Consider the following 15,603-nt stretch of genomic DNA (forward strand, 5'->3'; position numbering starts at 1 on the left):
CGCTAAAACCACAATGAGGAGGAAATAACATGGCTAAAAAAGGTAAAAAATATGAAGACGCGGTCAAGCTTGTTGATCGCGAAAGAGTATATGATATACAAGAAGCTGTAGAACTAGTTAAGCAAACAGCTACTGCTAAGTTCGATGAAACTGTTGAATTTGCTGCACGTCTTGGAGTAGATCCTAAGAAAGCAGACCAACAAATTCGTGGTGCAGTTGTTCTTCCAAACGGAACTGGTAAAACACAACGTGTACTAGTATTCGCGAAGGGAGATAAAGCAAAGGAAGCAGAAGCAGCTGGAGCAGACTTTGTAGGAGATGAGGACCTAATCAATAAGGTTAACCAAGGTTGGTTTGACTTTGATGTAGTAGTTGCTACTCCTGACATGATGGCTCAAGTTGGTCGTCTAGGTCGTGTATTAGGACCTAAAGGCTTAATGCCAAACCCTAAAACTGGAACAGTTACATTTGACGTAGAAAAAGCAGTTAACGAAATCAAGGCAGGTAAAGTAGAATACCGCGTTGATAAAACTGGTAATATCCACGTTCCAATTGGTAAAGCATCTTTTGATACTGAAAAGCTTGTTGAGAACTTCGGTACCATCGTGGAGACTTTACTAAAAGCAAAGCCAGCAGCAGCTAAGGGAACTTATATGCGTAACGTTGCCATTGCTTCTACAATGGGACCTGGAATTAAGGTAAACATTTCCGGTTATAAGCTGTAAAACAATTATTGACTTCTATAAGTCAAGTAGATATACTAGTAATTGTGAATTTTATAGATCATACCGTAGACAGTAGGTGCGTGACAAAAGGATCGCTTAATTTCCTGCCGAGGTGCGTAATGTAATTGACCCTATTGATAATAGGTTAAAATACTATGCCTCCATGTCTACTCATGGAGGCTTTTTTATGTAACGTACGGTATGGACAGTAATTATCGGGAGGTGTCAGAATGAGCGCAGTTATTGAAAAGAAAATTCAAATCGTAGACGAAATCACAACAAAATTCCAAGAAAGTCAATCTACAATCGTGGTTGATTACCGAGGACTAGATGTTGCTGAAGTTACAGAGCTTCGTAAGCAACTTCGTGAAGCGGGTGTTGATTTTAAAGTATACAAAAACACAATGGCACGTCGTGCAACTGAGAAAGCTGGACTTCAAGAGCTTGATGCAAGCTTAGTAGGGCCAACAGCTATCGCTTTTAGTAATGACGATGTAATCGCTCCTGCGAAAGTACTTGCTGGTTTCGCAAAAAAGCATGAAGCTTTAGAAATTAAAGCAGGTATTATCGAAGGTAAAGTAGTTTCAGTTGATGAAGTTAAAGCAATTGCTGATCTTCCATCAAGAGAAGGCTTACTATCTATGCTACTCAGCGTACTACAAGCTCCAATCCGAAACTTTGCATTGGCAACAAAAGCTGTTGCAGATCAAAAAGAAGAACAAGGTGCGTAATTGTACTGTATGCTTAACGGCATAAACTTTTTTTACAACACAAACAATTTAAAATTATAGGAGGAACAAATAAAATGACTAAAGAGCAAATTATTGAAGCTGTAAAAGAGATGTCTGTTTTAGAATTAAACGATCTTGTTAAAGCAATCGAGGAAGAGTTTGGCGTAACTGCTGCTGCTCCTGTTGCTGTAGCTGGTGGAGGCGCTGCTGCTGAAGCTGCTGAAGAAAAAACTGAATTTGATGTAGTATTAGAAGCTGCTGGTGGATCAAAAATCAACGTAATCAAAGTTGTTCGTGAAATCACTGGTCTTGGCTTAAAAGACGCTAAAGCTTTAGTTGACGGTGCTCCTGCTCCAGTTAAAGAAGGCGTTTCTAAAGATGAAGCTGAAGAAATGAAAGCGAAGCTTGAAGAAGCAGGCGCTTCTGTAGAACTTAAGTAATTGTAGCTAACCAAAACTCGCTTTGTTATCAAAGCGAGTTTTTTGCACTACATAACACAATGCCTCCCCATAACTAAAATAATATATAGCACCATGAATATAAGAATGCTTATCTTGTCTCTCGAATCCGTTACAGGCGGACGCTTTCCGCGGGCAATGCTCCAGCCTCCTCGGGAAACCCGCCCTGCGGTGTCTTCAGCTATTGCTTTTCCCGCTGGAGTCGCCGCCTTCCACTCCTTCGAGAGTGCGAACGACAACACGGATTTCATATTTTCAGGGTAGACACTAAATAAAGTTCCTACTTACCTTTTTTTAGAAAAAAAGAATGGAATGTATAAATATAGGTAATGATGTTAAGGTGATTTTTACGAAAAGTAGGAGTAGGACGATTGAAATTAAGAAGGTGTGATTATGGCAGATCATTATTATACTGAAAAACCTAATGTCCATAGTGATAAAAAGCAGATTACGGAAACAATCGGCGGACGTTCCTTAAAGTTCAATGTTGATCGGGGTGTTTTCTCCAAAGGCGGTCTCGATTTCGGCACTCGATTATTAATTGAAAGTATTAAACTTCCTGAAGTAAATGGGGACATTGGGGACATCGGTTGTGGATGGGGCCCCATTGGAATTTCCCTAGCATTAAATTATCCGGACAGGAGGTTTGTAATGGTTGATATTAATGATAGGGCTGTCAGTTTAACAAAGGAAAATGCAAAATTAAATGGTGTCGATAATGTGGAAGTATTTCAAAATAATCTGCTAAATGGCCAAGAAGGAAGGCAATTTTCTGCTATTATAACAAACCCACCTATTCGTGCAGGAAAAGAGGTCATCTATACTCTTTATGAACAAGCGTCGTCTCTATTACTGCCAGGTGGAGAATTGTGGATCGTTATTCAAAAGAAACAAGGTGCACCTTCTACCATAAAGAAATTAGAAGAGTTAAGTTTAGAAGTGGAGACAGTTGAAAAGTCAAAGGGCTATTTCATTTTAAAAGGAAAAAAATGTTGACTCTGTTATCTGTTTGTGTTAATGTTATTTAATGCGTATGATTGTAACGTGATAATAGGGCGATTATGCTTAAAAATTATAGGTGATGTGTATAAAAAGGGTGATTTTGGACAAACTAGTAACGTCTTTTATGCCTTTCATTGGGTGTAAGGCTTCTACGCCCTTTTTTTCTTATTTACATATCTATATTGTCGTTGCAAAGTGTGTAAAGAAATTGTTTAAGTTTTTTAAAATGCAAGTCTTTAAAATGTCTGTCAAAGGATTGCTGCACTCCATGCAGTCCTTTTGATGATAAATACGCTAGTTTTGAGGGGTGAATCAGTTGACAGGTCAACTAGTTCAGTATGGACGCCACCGCCAGAGAAGAAGTTATGCTCGAATCAGTGAAGTATTGGATCTTCCAAACTTGATTGAAATTCAGACAGCTTCCTATCAATGGTTTCTTGATGAGGGTATTCGCGAGATGTTTCAAGACATCTCTCCAATTGAAGACTTTACTGGAAATTTGGTTCTTGAGTTTATTGATTATAGCTTAGGGGAACCGAAATATTCGGTAGAAGAGTCAAAAGAACGAGACGTAACATTTTCTGCGCCTCTACGTGTGAAGGTTCGTCTTATTAACAAAGAGACGGGTGAGGTAAAGGAACAAGAAGTATTTATGGGAGATTTCCCATTAATGACAGACACAGGTACCTTTGTTATCAATGGTGCTGAACGTGTAATTGTATCCCAGCTCGTTCGTTCACCAAGTGTGTACTACAGTGAAAAGATGGACAAAAACGGGAAAAAAGGCTTTACAGCAACAGTAATCCCGAACCGTGGTGCATGGTTGGAATTAGAAACGGATGCAAAGGATATCGTGTATGTTCGTATAGATCGTACGCGAAAAATCCCAGTAACCGTTCTTTTACGTGCACTTGGATTTGGTTCTGATCAAGAGATCATTGAGTTATTAGGTGAAGATGAATATCTTCGTAATACTCTAGAGAAAGACAATACCGACAGTAGTGAAAAGGCATTGCTTGAAATTTATGAGCGTCTACGTCCTGGAGAACCTCCGACAGTAGAAAATGCCAAAAGCTTATTAGAGTCCCGTTTCTTTGATCCAAAGCGTTATGATCTAGCAAACGTTGGACGTTACAAAATGAATAAGAAGCTTCATATTAAGGATCGTTTATTTAATCAACGGTTAGCAGAAACATTAGTGGACCCAGAAACGGGAGAGGTTTTAGCAGAAGAGGGAGCAGTTATTGACCGTCGGCTATTAGACCGTTTAATCCCTTACTTGGAAAGTAATGTTGGTTTCCGCCATTACACCCTTCACGGTGGTGTAGTGGAAGAGGAGGAAGTGGAGCTTCAATCTGTTCTCATTCATAATCCTGATGGAATGGATGAGCAACCTATTCGAGTATTGGCAAATGGTATTATTGACAAAAGTGTAAAAAATATAACCCCTGCCGATATTATTGCATCTATTAACTATTTCTTTAATTTGCTGCATGGTGTTGGTAATACAGATGACATCGACCATTTAGGAAATAGAAGATTGCGTTCCGTAGGGGAGCTATTACAAAACCAATTCCGTATTGGACTTTCACGTATGGAACGAGTTGTTCGTGAGCGTATGTCCATTCAAGATGCAAATGTGATCACACCACAGGCTTTAATTAATATACGTCCTGTCATTGCATCCATTAAAGAGTTCTTCGGCTCTTCTCAATTATCACAGTTTATGGATCAAACCAATCCATTAGCTGAGCTTACACATAAACGTCGTTTATCTGCACTTGGACCTGGTGGGTTAACTCGGGAACGTGCTGGTTTTGAAGTGCGTGACGTACACTATTCTCACTATGGTCGTATGTGTCCGATTGAAACACCAGAGGGACCGAACATCGGTTTAATCAACTCCCTATCTAGTTTTGCCAAGGTAAACGAATTTGGATTCATGGAAACACCATATCGTAAGGTTGACCATGAGACAGGCCGTGTTACTTCTCAATTCGACTATTTAACAGCTGACGAAGAGGACAACTATGTTGTGGCACAGGCAAATGCAAAGTTAGATGAAAACGGGGCATTTGTGGATGAAAATATTATTTGTCGTTTCCGAGGGGAGAACATAATCGTTCCACGCGACCGTGTAGACTATATGGATGTTTCTCCAAAACAGGTTGTATCTGCTGCAACAGCATGTATTCCTTTCTTAGAAAACGATGACTCTAACCGTGCCCTAATGGGTGCAAACATGCAACGTCAAGCTGTGCCACTGTTACAACCGGAAGCGCCATTCGTTGGTACTGGTATGGAATATGTATCTGCCAAGGACTCTGGAGCTGCAATTGTATCTAAAGTACGGGGGCGTGTGGAAAGAGTTACGGCGAGATATGTTCAGATTCGCCGAGTTGAAGAAGTAGATGGAAAGGAAATTGAAGGAGATGTGATCCGCTACAACCTTCAAAAATTCCAACGTTCTAACCAAGGAACTTGTTACAACCAAAAACCAATTGTAAGCGAAGGGGACTTTGTAGAAGTTGGGGAAATTCTTGCTGATGGTCCTTCCATGGAAAAAGGGGAAATGGCATTAGGGAGAAACGTAATGGTTGGATTTATGACTTGGGAAGGTTACAACTATGAGGATGCGATTATCCTTAGTGAGCGATTAGTTAAAGATGATGTATATACATCTGTTCATATTGAAGAGTATGAGTCCGAAGCTCGTGATACTAAGCTGGGACCAGAAGAAATCACTAGAGATATTCCGAACGTCGGGGAAGATGCGTTAAAGAACCTTGATGAAAGAGGAATCATCCGAGTTGGGGCGGAAGTAAAAGACGGAGATATCCTCGTTGGTAAAGTTACACCTAAAGGGGTAACGGAGTTAACTGCAGAAGAACGTCTATTACACGCAATCTTCGGTGAAAAGGCACGGGAAGTGCGTGATACATCTCTACGTGCTCCACACGGTGGAGACGGTATCGTCTTAGATGTTAAAGTATTTAACCGAGAAGACGGTGATGAATTACCTCCAGGAGTTAACCAACTTGTAAGAGTTTATATCGTACAAAAGAGAAAAATTCATGAAGGGGATAAGATGGCCGGTCGTCACGGTAACAAAGGGGTTATTTCTCGAATTTTACCGGAAGAAGATATGCCGTATCTACCAGATGGTACTCCTATCGATATCATGTTAAACCCACTAGGCGTTCCATCACGTATGAACATCGGTCAGGTATTAGAGCTACACCTTGGGATGGCAGCTCGTTATTTAGGTATCCATGTGGCTAGTCCAGTATTTGATGGTGCCCGAGAAGAAGATGTATGGGAAACACTTGAGGAAGCAGGCATGGCCCGTGATGGTAAGACTGTTCTATACGATGGTCGTACTGGTGAACCGTTTGATAACCGAGTATCAGTTGGAATCATGTACATGATCAAACTGGCACACATGGTTGACGATAAGCTTCATGCTCGTTCAACAGGACCTTACTCCCTTGTAACGCAACAGCCGCTAGGTGGTAAAGCTCAGTTTGGTGGTCAGCGTTTTGGGGAAATGGAAGTATGGGCATTAGAAGCATATGGTGCTGCATATACCCTGCAAGAAATCTTAACTGTTAAGTCCGATGACGTTGTAGGTCGTGTGAAGACATATGAAGCCATCGTTAAAGGTGAAAATGTACCTGAACCAGGAGTTCCTGAGTCCTTTAAAGTACTAATTAAAGAGCTTCAAAGCTTGGGTATGGACGTGAAGATGCTTTCAAGCAACGAAGAGGAAATCGAAATGTTGGAACTTGATGATGAGGATGAGCAAGGGAACGATAAGTTAAACTTAAACCTGGAGTCTAGTGAATCTAACGTTTAATGGTAGAACATGAATGCTGAAAGGGAGGTTAGCCCCTTGATAGATGTAAATAACTTTGAGTATATGAAAATTGGCCTTGCATCTCCAGACAAGATCCGCTCTTGGTCAAGAGGAGAAGTAAAAAAGCCAGAAACAATTAACTATCGTACGTTAAAGCCAGAAAAAGACGGCTTATTCTGTGAACGTATTTTCGGTCCAACGAAGGACTGGGAATGTCACTGTGGTAAATATAAGAGAGTTCGCTACAAAGGTGTTGTTTGTGATCGCTGCGGTGTTGAAGTTACCCGCGCAAAGGTACGACGTGAGCGAATGGGGCACATTGAATTAGCTGCCCCTGTTTCTCACATCTGGTACTTTAAAGGAATCCCAAGTCGAATGGGTCTAGTATTAGACATGTCACCACGCTCCCTGGAGGAAGTTATTTATTTCGCCTCTTATGTGGTAACGGACACTGGAGATACTCCTTTAGAATTAAAACAGTTATTATCTGAAAAAGAATACCGTACGTATCGTGATAAGTACGGAAGAGGCTTCACGGCGCAAATGGGTGCAGAAGCTATTCGTAAGCTACTTCAAGACATCGATTTAGATAAAGAAGTAGGTATATTGAAGGAAGAACTTGTTACTGCTCAAGGACAAAGACGTACAAGAGCAATTAAGCGCTTGGAAGTATTAGAAGCATTTCGTAACTCTGGAAACTACCCTGATTGGATGATTCTGGATGTACTGCCAGTAATTCCACCAGAATTACGTCCAATGGTTCAATTAGATGGTGGACGTTTTGCCACTTCAGATCTAAACGATTTATATCGTCGAGTAATCAACCGTAATAACCGCCTGAAACGTTTATTAGATCTTGGTGCACCAAACATCATTGTTCAAAACGAAAAACGTATGCTTCAAGAGGCTGTAGATGCCTTGATTGATAATGGTCGTCGTGGTCGTCCTGTAACAGGGCCAGGAAACCGTCCATTAAAATCCCTTTCTCACATGCTTAAAGGGAAGCAAGGACGATTCCGTCAAAACCTATTAGGTAAGCGTGTTGACTACTCTGGTCGTTCCGTTATCGTAGTAGGACCACATTTGAAAATGTATCAGTGTGGTTTACCAAAGGAAATGGCATTGGAGCTATTCAAGCCTTTTGTAATGAAGGAGCTTGTAAGCCGTGGTTTAGCACACAACATTAAAAGTGCAAAGCGTAAAGTAGAACGTGTTCAACCAGAAGTATGGGATGTACTAGAGCAGGTAATCCGTGAGCATCCGGTACTATTGAACCGTGCGCCTACATTACACAGACTAGGTATTCAAGCGTTTGAGCCAACTCTAGTTGAAGGTCGTGCCATTAAGCTTCACCCATTAGTATGTACAGCGTACAACGCTGACTTCGACGGTGACCAAATGGCTGTACACGTACCATTATCAGCAGAAGCTCAAGCGGAATCCCGCTTACTGATGCTTGCAGCACAAAACATCTTGAATCCTAAGGATGGTAAGCCAGTAGTAACACCTTCTCAGGATATGGTATTAGGTAACTACTACCTAACATTGGAGCGTAAAGGTGCCGTTGGTGAAGGTAATATTTATAAAGATCCAAACGAAGCACTAACTGCATATCGCTGCGGATACGTGCACTTGCATACAAGAATAGCAATTCCAGTTTCCTCTTTAGGAAAAAAGAACTTTAAGGAAGAGCATCAAGGGAAACTACTATTAACTTCCGTTGGTAAAATAATTTTTAACGAAATTCTTCCAGAGTCATTCCCATATATGAATGAGCCGTCTAGGGCAAATTTAGAGGTGGAAACACCAGATAAATATATTGTACCGATGACAACGAATGTGAAAGAAGAATTTGAAAAGCGAGATGTTGTTTTGCCGTTCAAAAAAGGCTTCTTAGGAGACATCATTGCAGAGGTATTTAAGAAGTTTAAAGTATCTGAAACATCAATTATGTTGGATAAAATGAAGGACTTAGGGTTCCATTATTCAACAAAGGCCGGTATTACTGTAGGGGTAGCCGATATCGTTGTACTAGAAGAGAAGAAAGAAATTCTTGAAGAAGCGGATATCAAGGTTGAGCGTATCTTAAAGCAATTCCGACGTGGTTTAATCACAGAGGAAGAGCGTTACGATAAAGTTATTGAGGTTTGGAGTTCTGCAAAGGATCTCATTCAAGAAAAATTAATGGGAACGCTTGATAGAACGAACCCAATCTTTATGATGAGTGACTCAGGTGCCCGTGGTAACGCATCTAACTTTACACAGTTAGCTGGTATGCGTGGTCTTATGGCGAACCCGTCTGGACGTATTATAGAACTTCCGATTAAATCAAGTTTCCGCGAAGGTCTTACAGTATTAGAGTACTTTATTTCAACTCACGGTGCCCGTAAAGGTCTTGCAGATACAGCACTTAAGACAGCGGATTCCGGTTATTTAACACGTCGTCTTGTAGACGTTGCACAGGATGTTATTGTTCGTGAAGATGATTGTGGAACAGATAGAGGACTACATGTGGAGGCAATTAGAGAAGGTAATGAAGTCATTGAACCTTTATTTGACCGACTTGTTGGCCGTGTGGCTTTCCAAACAGTTTATCACCCGGAAACGAATGAAGTTTTAGTTTCTAGAAATGAACAAATTTCGGAAGATGTAGCTAAGGTTATTGAAGATTCGGGAATCGAATCCGTTGTTATCCGATCCGTATTCACTTGTGATACGAAGCACGGTGTGTGTAAAGGATGTTACGGCCGTAACCTTGCGACTGGTTCCGATGTAGAAGTTGGGGAAGCTGTTGGTATTATTGCTGCCCAATCCATTGGGGAACCAGGTACTCAGTTAACGATGCGTACCTTCCATACTGGTGGGGTAGCGGGTGATGACATTACTCAAGGTTTACCGCGTATCCAAGAATTGTTTGAGGCCCGTAATCCAAAGGGGCAAGCGGTAATTTCAGAAATTGAAGGTACAGTTACTGATATTAAAGAGGTAAACGAGAAAAAAGAAATTGTTGTCCAAGGGGCCATTGAAACAAGAAATTATGTGGCACCTTATGGAGCAAGGTTAAAGGTAGAAGTAGGGCAAAATGTAAGTCCTGGCCAAGAGTTGACAGAAGGTTCCATTGACCCGAAAGAACTTCTTACCGTTTCTGGTGTTCAAGGTGTTCAAGAGTATTTACTCCGAGAAGTACAAAAGGTTTACCGTATGCAAGGGGTAGAAATTGGTGATAAGCACGTTGAGGTAATGGTACGTCAAATGATGCGAAAAATTCGTGTTCTTGATGCAGGAGATACGGAAGTACTCCCAGGATCACTTATTGAAGTTCATCAGTTTAACGAAGCAAACCGCGATATATTATTGCGTGGTGGGTTACCTGCGACAGGAAGACCTGTATTATTGGGTATTACAAAAGCATCTCTTGAAACAGATTCCTTCTTATCGGCAGCATCCTTCCAAGAAACAACTCGTGTTCTTACGGATGCAGCAATTAAAGGGAAGAAGGATGAGCTTGTAGGCCTTAAGGAAAATGTAATTATTGGTAAACTGGTTCCTGCGGGTACAGGAATGCAACGTTACCGACAAATGGCTCCTTCGCAAACAGAGGAGACGGAAACAGACGACTTTATTTTAGAAGAAGCTACTGTACAAGAATAATTTTTGAAAAAATGTTGACACAGGAGTTTCATGGTGGTACTATATTTGAGTGTGCCAAATACCTGATGCTTTGGAGGATGAAAAATGTCTTATGAAAAAGTAGTGCAGGCAACGGAAAAAATAGTGGGCACGAAACAGACACTTAAAGCACTGGAAGATAAGCAGGTTAAAGAAATCATCGTTGCAGCGGATGCTGATCCGAAAGTGATTTCCAAGGTACTGTCGCTAGCTGAAAAGCTGAATGTCCCTCATTCAGAGGTTGACTCGATGCGCAAACTTGGTAAAGCTTGTGGAATAGAAGTAGCTGCCGCTACAGTCGCGATTAAAAAGTAAAAAAGGTTTTTGTCACCAGGGTTAACCTGTTGGCAAAAACTTTCCTTTTACACATTTATGAACCACCTGGACCAGTGGGCTTACTCATTGTTGATAAGAAAGGAGGAAAACCATGCCTACAATTAACCAATTAGTACGTAGAGGACGTGAATCTAAGATCCAAAAATCAGATTCACCAGCATTGAACAAAGGTTACAACAGTTTCAAAAAAGTTCAAACTAACCTTAGCTCTCCACAAAAACGTGGTGTATGTACACGTGTAGGTACGATGACACCGAAGAAACCAAACTCGGCTCTTCGTAAATATGCTCGTGTACGTTTAACTAACGGTATTGAAGTAACGGCGTATATTCCTGGTATCGGACACAACCTTCAAGAGCACAGTGTTGTCTTGATTCGTGGTGGACGTGTAAAAGACTTACCAGGGGTACGTTATCACATCGTTCGTGGAGCTTTAGATACAGCTGGAGTAGAAAATCGTATGCAAGGTCGTTCTAAATACGGAACAAAAAGACCTAAAAAATAATTCAAATAAAAATTATGTTGCAGCTTAATTAATAGTTGTAAACATAGTCTATTATTCCTTGAAAGGAGGGAAACTGATGCCTCGTAAAGGACCTGTACCTCGTAGAGATGTATTACCTGATCCAATTTATAATTCAAAATTAGTAACTCGTTTGATTAACCGCATCATGATTGATGGAAAAAGAGGTGTTGCTCAAACGATCCTATATAAAGCTTTTGAATTAGTACAAGAACGTACTGGTAACGATCCACAAGAAGTTTTTGAACAAGCGTTGAAAAACATCATGCCAGTTCTTGAAGTTAAAGCTCGTCGTGTTGGTGGTGCAAACTATCAAGTACCTATCGAAGTTAAGCCTGAGCGTCGTACGACTTTAGGACTTCGTTGGTTAGTAAGTTACGCACGTCTTCGTGGTGAGAAAACAATGGAAGAGCGTTTAGCGAATGAAATCATGGATGCAGCAAACAACACTGGTGCTGCTGTGAAGAAGCGTGAAGACACTCACCGTATGGCGGAAGCAAACAAAGCATTCGCTCACTATCGTTGGTAAAATTAATAACCGATGTAACTATGTTGCATTTGGCTTAATATAAATTTCTAGGGTCCAGTCTTTGGGAGGAAACTTCCTTTGACTGAAATACCCTGACACATACTAACAATCACATCATTATATGGAAGGAGAAATTACCAATGGCAAGAGAATTCTCCTTAGAAAAAACTCGTAATATTGGTATCATGGCTCACATTGATGCTGGTAAAACAACAACAACTGAACGAGTTCTTTTCTACACAGGGCGTATTCATAAAATCGGTGAAACCCATGAAGGTGCTTCTCAGATGGACTGGATGGAGCAAGAGCAAGAGCGTGGGATAACAATTACGTCCGCTGCAACAACTGCACAATGGAAGGAACATCGAGTAAATATTATCGATACTCCTGGACACGTAGACTTTACAGTAGAAGTAGAACGTTCATTACGTGTATTAGATGGAGCAGTGGCAGTACTAGACGCACAATCTGGTGTAGAACCACAAACAGAAACTGTTTGGCGTCAAGCGACAACTTATGGTGTTCCAAGGGTCGTTTTTGTAAATAAAATGGACAAAATTGGTGCAGATTTCATCTACTCTTTAGGAACATTGCATGATCGTCTTGGAGCTAATGCTCATGCAATTCAGCTGCCTATCGGTGCTGAAGATGAGTTCAACGGGATCATTGACCTTGTTGAAATGAAAGCATATTTCTATGAAGACGATTTAGGAACACGGACGGAAGCTCGTGAAATTCCTGAAGAGTACAAGGCACAAGCAGAAGAGTACCATGACAAGCTTGTGGAAGCAGTATCTGAGTTAGATGAAGAATTAATGATGAAGTATCTTGAAGGAGAAGAGATTACAGTTTCTGAACTGAAAGCTGCTATTCGTAAAGGTACAATCGACGTAGAATTCTATCCAGTAATTTGTGGATCTGCTTTTAAAAATAAAGGTGTTCAATTAATGTTGGACGCTGTTATTGATTACTTACCAGCTCCTACTGATGTACCAGCTATTAGAGGTACGTTACCTGACTCAGAAGAAGAAGTACTTCGTCGTTCCAGCGATGATGAGCCATTTTCTGCTCTAGCTTTCAAAGTTATGACAGACCCATTCGTAGGGAAATTAACTTTCTTCCGAGTATACTCTGGTACAGTTAATTCTGGTTCGTACGTACAAAACTCTACTAAAGGTAAGCGTGAGCGTATGGGACGTATCCTTCAAATGCACGCAAACCACCGTGAAGAGATTGCAACAGTTTATGCTGGGGACATCGCTGCAGGTGTTGGTTTGAAGGAAACGACTACAGGGGATACACTTTGTGACGAAAAGAATCTAGTTATTCTTGAGTCTATGCAATTCCCTGAGCCGGTAATCTCATTATCTGTTGAGCCTAAATCAAAGGCTGACCAAGATAAAATGGGTATGGCCCTTGCAAAGCTGGCTGAAGAGGACCCTACATTCCGTACACATACGGATGAAGAAACAGGGCAAACAATTATCGCAGGTATGGGTGAGCTTCACTTAGATATTATCGTTGACCGTATGAAGCGTGAGTTTAAAGTAGAAGCAAACGTTGGTGCGCCACAAGTATCTTATCGTGAGACAATTCGCCAAGCTGCGAAGTGTGAAGGTAAATTTGTACGTCAATCTGGTGGTCGTGGACAATATGGTCACGTTTGGATTGAATTCTCTCCAAATGAAGAGGGTGCAGGCTTTGAATTCGAAGATGCGGTAGTCGGAGGGGTTGTTCCTCGTGAATATATCGGTTCCGTAAAAGCTGGTTTAGAAGATGCATTAGATAATGGACTTCTTGCTGGTTTCCCAATCATCGACATTAAAGCTAAACTCTTCGATGGTTCTTACCACGATGTTGACTCAAACGAAATGGCGTTTAAAATTGCTGCATCTATGGCATTGAAAGCAGCTAAGACAAAGTGTAACCCTGTAATTCTTGAGCCTGTTATGAAGGTGGAAGTAGTAATTCCAGAAGAATACATGGGTGACATCATGGGTGACATTACTTCCCGTCGTGGACGTGTAGAAGGTATGGATTCCCGTGGTAACGCACAAATCGTTAAAGCGATGGTGCCACTTGCAGAGATGTTTGGTTACGCAACATCTCTACGTTCTAACACGCAAGGACGTGGACAGTACACAATGCACTTTGACCACTATGAAGAAGTACCAAAGAGCATTGCTGAAGAAATTGTTAAGAAAAACGCTGGTCAATAATAGACAAATATTGTCTAACAGCTAATTTTGTTGTAAGCTAAGGAAGGTAATAAGGACAAACTGTTCATTTACCTTTCTTCTCAAATAATAAATTAAAACTTTTTCTCAAAATAAGGAGGAATTAAACATGGCTAAGGAAAAATTTGACCGTTCCAAGACGCATGCCAACATTGGTACGATTGGACACGTTGACCATGGTAAAACAACTTTAACTGCTGCTATCACTCACGTACTTCACAAGAAGTCCGGTAAAGGTGTAGCAATGAACTACGATCAAATCGACGGTGCTCCAGAAGAGCGCGAGCGTGGAATCACAATCTCAACTGCACACGTTGAGTATGAAACTGACTCTCGTCACTATGCACACGTTGACTGCCCAGGACACGCTGACTATGTTAAAAACATGATCACGGGTGCTGCACAAATGGACGGAGCTATCTTAGTGGTATCTGCTGCTGACGGCCCAATGCCACAAACTCGTGAGCACATCTTACTTTCTCGTCAAGTAGGTGTACCATATATCGTTGTATTCTTAAACAAAGTTGACATGGTAGACGACGAAGAACTACTTGAATTAGTAGAAATGGAAGTACGTGACCTTCTTTCTGAGTACGACTTCCCTGGTGATGACATTCCTGTAATCGCTGGTTCTGCTCTTAAAGCTCTTGAAGGTGACGAGCAATACGTTAACAAAATCTATGAATTAATGGACGCTGTTGACAGCTATATCCCAACTCCAGAGCGTGACAAAGATAAGCCATTCATGATGCCAGTTGAGGACGTATTCTCCATCACTGGTCGTGGTACTGTTGCTACTGGACGTGTTGAGCGTGGACAATTAAACGTTGGTGACGAAGTTGCTATCATCGGTTTAACTGACGAAGCTAAGAAAACTACTGTTACTGGTGTTGAAATGTTCCGTAAGCTTCTTGACTATGCAGAAGCTGGAGACAACATTGGTGCATTACTTCGTGGTGTATCTCGTGATGAGATCAACCGTGGTCAAGTACTTGCTAAGCCAGGTACAATCACTCCACACACTAAGTTCAAAGCTGAAGTATACGTTCTTTCAAAAGAAGAGGGTGGACGTCACACTCCATTCTTCACAAACTACCGTCCTCAGTTCTACTTCCGTACAACTGACGTAACTGGTATTTGCCAACTTCCAGAAGGTGTTGAGATGGTAATGCCTGGTGACAACGTAGAAATGACTGTTGAGCTAATCGCTCCAATCGCTATCGAAGAAGGTACTAAGTTCTCTATCCGTGAAGGTGGACGTACTGTAGGTGCCGGCGTTGTTGCTTCAATCCAAGAGTAATAAATACTAGATATATATGAAAAATGCTTCGGGATATGTCCCGGAGCATTTTTTTCGTGGATAAAACTAGTTTGAATTGTCGTGGGTGTAGTAGAATTCGAGTCTAAAATGTGAATACGGCGGGTAAAGTACTCATTTTCGCGGGTAAACTGTTTTTATCAGCGGGTAAAACTAACGGGATGGCGGGTAAAATTATTCTCGATAATGTGGTTTCACTTTTAATAATTTTTATAACCT

General features: G+C 41.1%; 11 protein-coding genes and 1 other annotated feature. All 11 genes read left to right on the forward strand.

What is annotated here, in order from left to right:
- The first annotated feature begins 29 nt into the window (after nucleotides 1-29).
- The 11 genes from rplA to tuf all read left to right on the forward strand — a co-directional run bounded on the left by rplA (nucleotide 30) and on the right by tuf (nucleotide 15,366).
- Entirely contained in the window at nucleotides 30-725 is a 696-nt protein-coding gene (gene rplA, locus J2S74_RS16515; RefSeq protein WP_307327350.1) for a 50S ribosomal protein L1, read from the forward strand.
- 45 nt (nucleotides 726-770) lie between these two features.
- Nucleotides 771-922: a sequence feature (ribosomal protein L10 leader region), on the forward strand.
- Nucleotides 923-955: 33 nt separating this feature from the next.
- Nucleotides 956-1,456 (forward strand): 50S ribosomal protein L10, encoded by a 501-nt coding sequence (gene rplJ / locus J2S74_RS16520; protein WP_307327352.1) that lies wholly within the window; start codon nucleotides 956-958, stop codon nucleotides 1,454-1,456.
- Nucleotides 1,457-1,530: 74 nt separating this feature from the next.
- Complete coding sequence (gene rplL / locus J2S74_RS16525; protein ID WP_307327353.1) at nucleotides 1,531-1,896, forward strand: 50S ribosomal protein L7/L12; 366 nt, start codon at nucleotides 1,531-1,533, stop codon at nucleotides 1,894-1,896.
- Nucleotides 1,897-2,307: 411 nt separating this feature from the next.
- The gene (locus tag J2S74_RS16530) at nucleotides 2,308-2,910 is read left to right on the forward strand and encodes a class I SAM-dependent methyltransferase (RefSeq protein ID WP_307327355.1); all 603 of its coding nucleotides are present in this window, start codon (nucleotides 2,308-2,310) and stop codon (nucleotides 2,908-2,910) included.
- A gap of 322 nt (nucleotides 2,911-3,232) precedes the next feature.
- On the forward strand, nucleotides 3,233-6,772 hold the full coding sequence (rpoB, locus tag J2S74_RS16535; RefSeq protein ID WP_307327357.1) for a DNA-directed RNA polymerase subunit beta: 3,540 nt from the start codon (nucleotides 3,233-3,235) through the stop codon (nucleotides 6,770-6,772).
- Nucleotides 6,773-6,808: 36 nt separating this feature from the next.
- On the forward strand, nucleotides 6,809-10,423 hold the full coding sequence (gene rpoC, locus J2S74_RS16540) for a DNA-directed RNA polymerase subunit beta' (RefSeq protein WP_307327359.1): 3,615 nt from the start codon (nucleotides 6,809-6,811) through the stop codon (nucleotides 10,421-10,423).
- A gap of 84 nt (nucleotides 10,424-10,507) precedes the next feature.
- Complete coding sequence (locus J2S74_RS16545; RefSeq protein WP_307327361.1) at nucleotides 10,508-10,756, forward strand: 50S ribosomal protein L7ae-like protein; 249 nt, start codon at nucleotides 10,508-10,510, stop codon at nucleotides 10,754-10,756.
- Nucleotides 10,757-10,868: 112 nt separating this feature from the next.
- A complete protein-coding gene (rpsL, locus tag J2S74_RS16550; protein WP_307327363.1) occupies nucleotides 10,869-11,282 on the forward strand; it encodes a 30S ribosomal protein S12 in 414 nt (137 codons plus the stop codon).
- Nucleotides 11,283-11,358: 76 nt separating this feature from the next.
- Complete coding sequence (rpsG, locus tag J2S74_RS16555) at nucleotides 11,359-11,829, forward strand: 30S ribosomal protein S7 (protein WP_307327364.1); 471 nt, start codon at nucleotides 11,359-11,361, stop codon at nucleotides 11,827-11,829.
- A 140-nt stretch (nucleotides 11,830-11,969) separates the two neighbouring features.
- Nucleotides 11,970-14,048, forward strand: coding sequence for an elongation factor G (gene fusA, locus J2S74_RS16560; RefSeq protein ID WP_307327367.1), 2,079 nt, complete (start codon nucleotides 11,970-11,972; stop codon nucleotides 14,046-14,048).
- Nucleotides 14,049-14,175: 127 nt separating this feature from the next.
- Nucleotides 14,176-15,366, forward strand: a complete 1,191-nt coding sequence (tuf, locus tag J2S74_RS16565) for an elongation factor Tu (RefSeq protein WP_307327369.1) — start codon at nucleotides 14,176-14,178, stop codon at nucleotides 15,364-15,366.
- Nucleotides 15,367-15,603: the final 237 nt, after the last annotated feature.

The organism is Evansella vedderi (genome assembly GCF_030813435.1).
Taxonomy (GTDB): domain Bacteria; phylum Bacillota; class Bacilli; order Bacillales; family Salisediminibacteriaceae; genus Evansella; species Evansella vedderi.

Coding starts and splice junctions, on each gene's coding strand:
- rplA (WP_307327350.1), top strand. CDS start 30: ATGGCTAAAAAAGGTAAAAAATATGAAGACGCGGTCAAGCTTGTTGAT.
- rplJ (WP_307327352.1), top strand. CDS start 956: ATGAGCGCAGTTATTGAAAAGAAAATTCAAATCGTAGACGAAATCACA.
- rplL (WP_307327353.1), top strand. CDS start 1,531: ATGACTAAAGAGCAAATTATTGAAGCTGTAAAAGAGATGTCTGTTTTA.
- J2S74_RS16530 (WP_307327355.1), top strand. CDS start 2,308: ATGGCAGATCATTATTATACTGAAAAACCTAATGTCCATAGTGATAAA.
- J2S74_RS16545 (WP_307327361.1), top strand. CDS start 10,508: ATGTCTTATGAAAAAGTAGTGCAGGCAACGGAAAAAATAGTGGGCACG.
- rpsL (WP_307327363.1), top strand. CDS start 10,869: ATGCCTACAATTAACCAATTAGTACGTAGAGGACGTGAATCTAAGATC.
- rpsG (WP_307327364.1), top strand. CDS start 11,359: ATGCCTCGTAAAGGACCTGTACCTCGTAGAGATGTATTACCTGATCCA.
- fusA (WP_307327367.1), top strand. CDS start 11,970: ATGGCAAGAGAATTCTCCTTAGAAAAAACTCGTAATATTGGTATCATG.
- tuf (WP_307327369.1), top strand. CDS start 14,176: ATGGCTAAGGAAAAATTTGACCGTTCCAAGACGCATGCCAACATTGGT.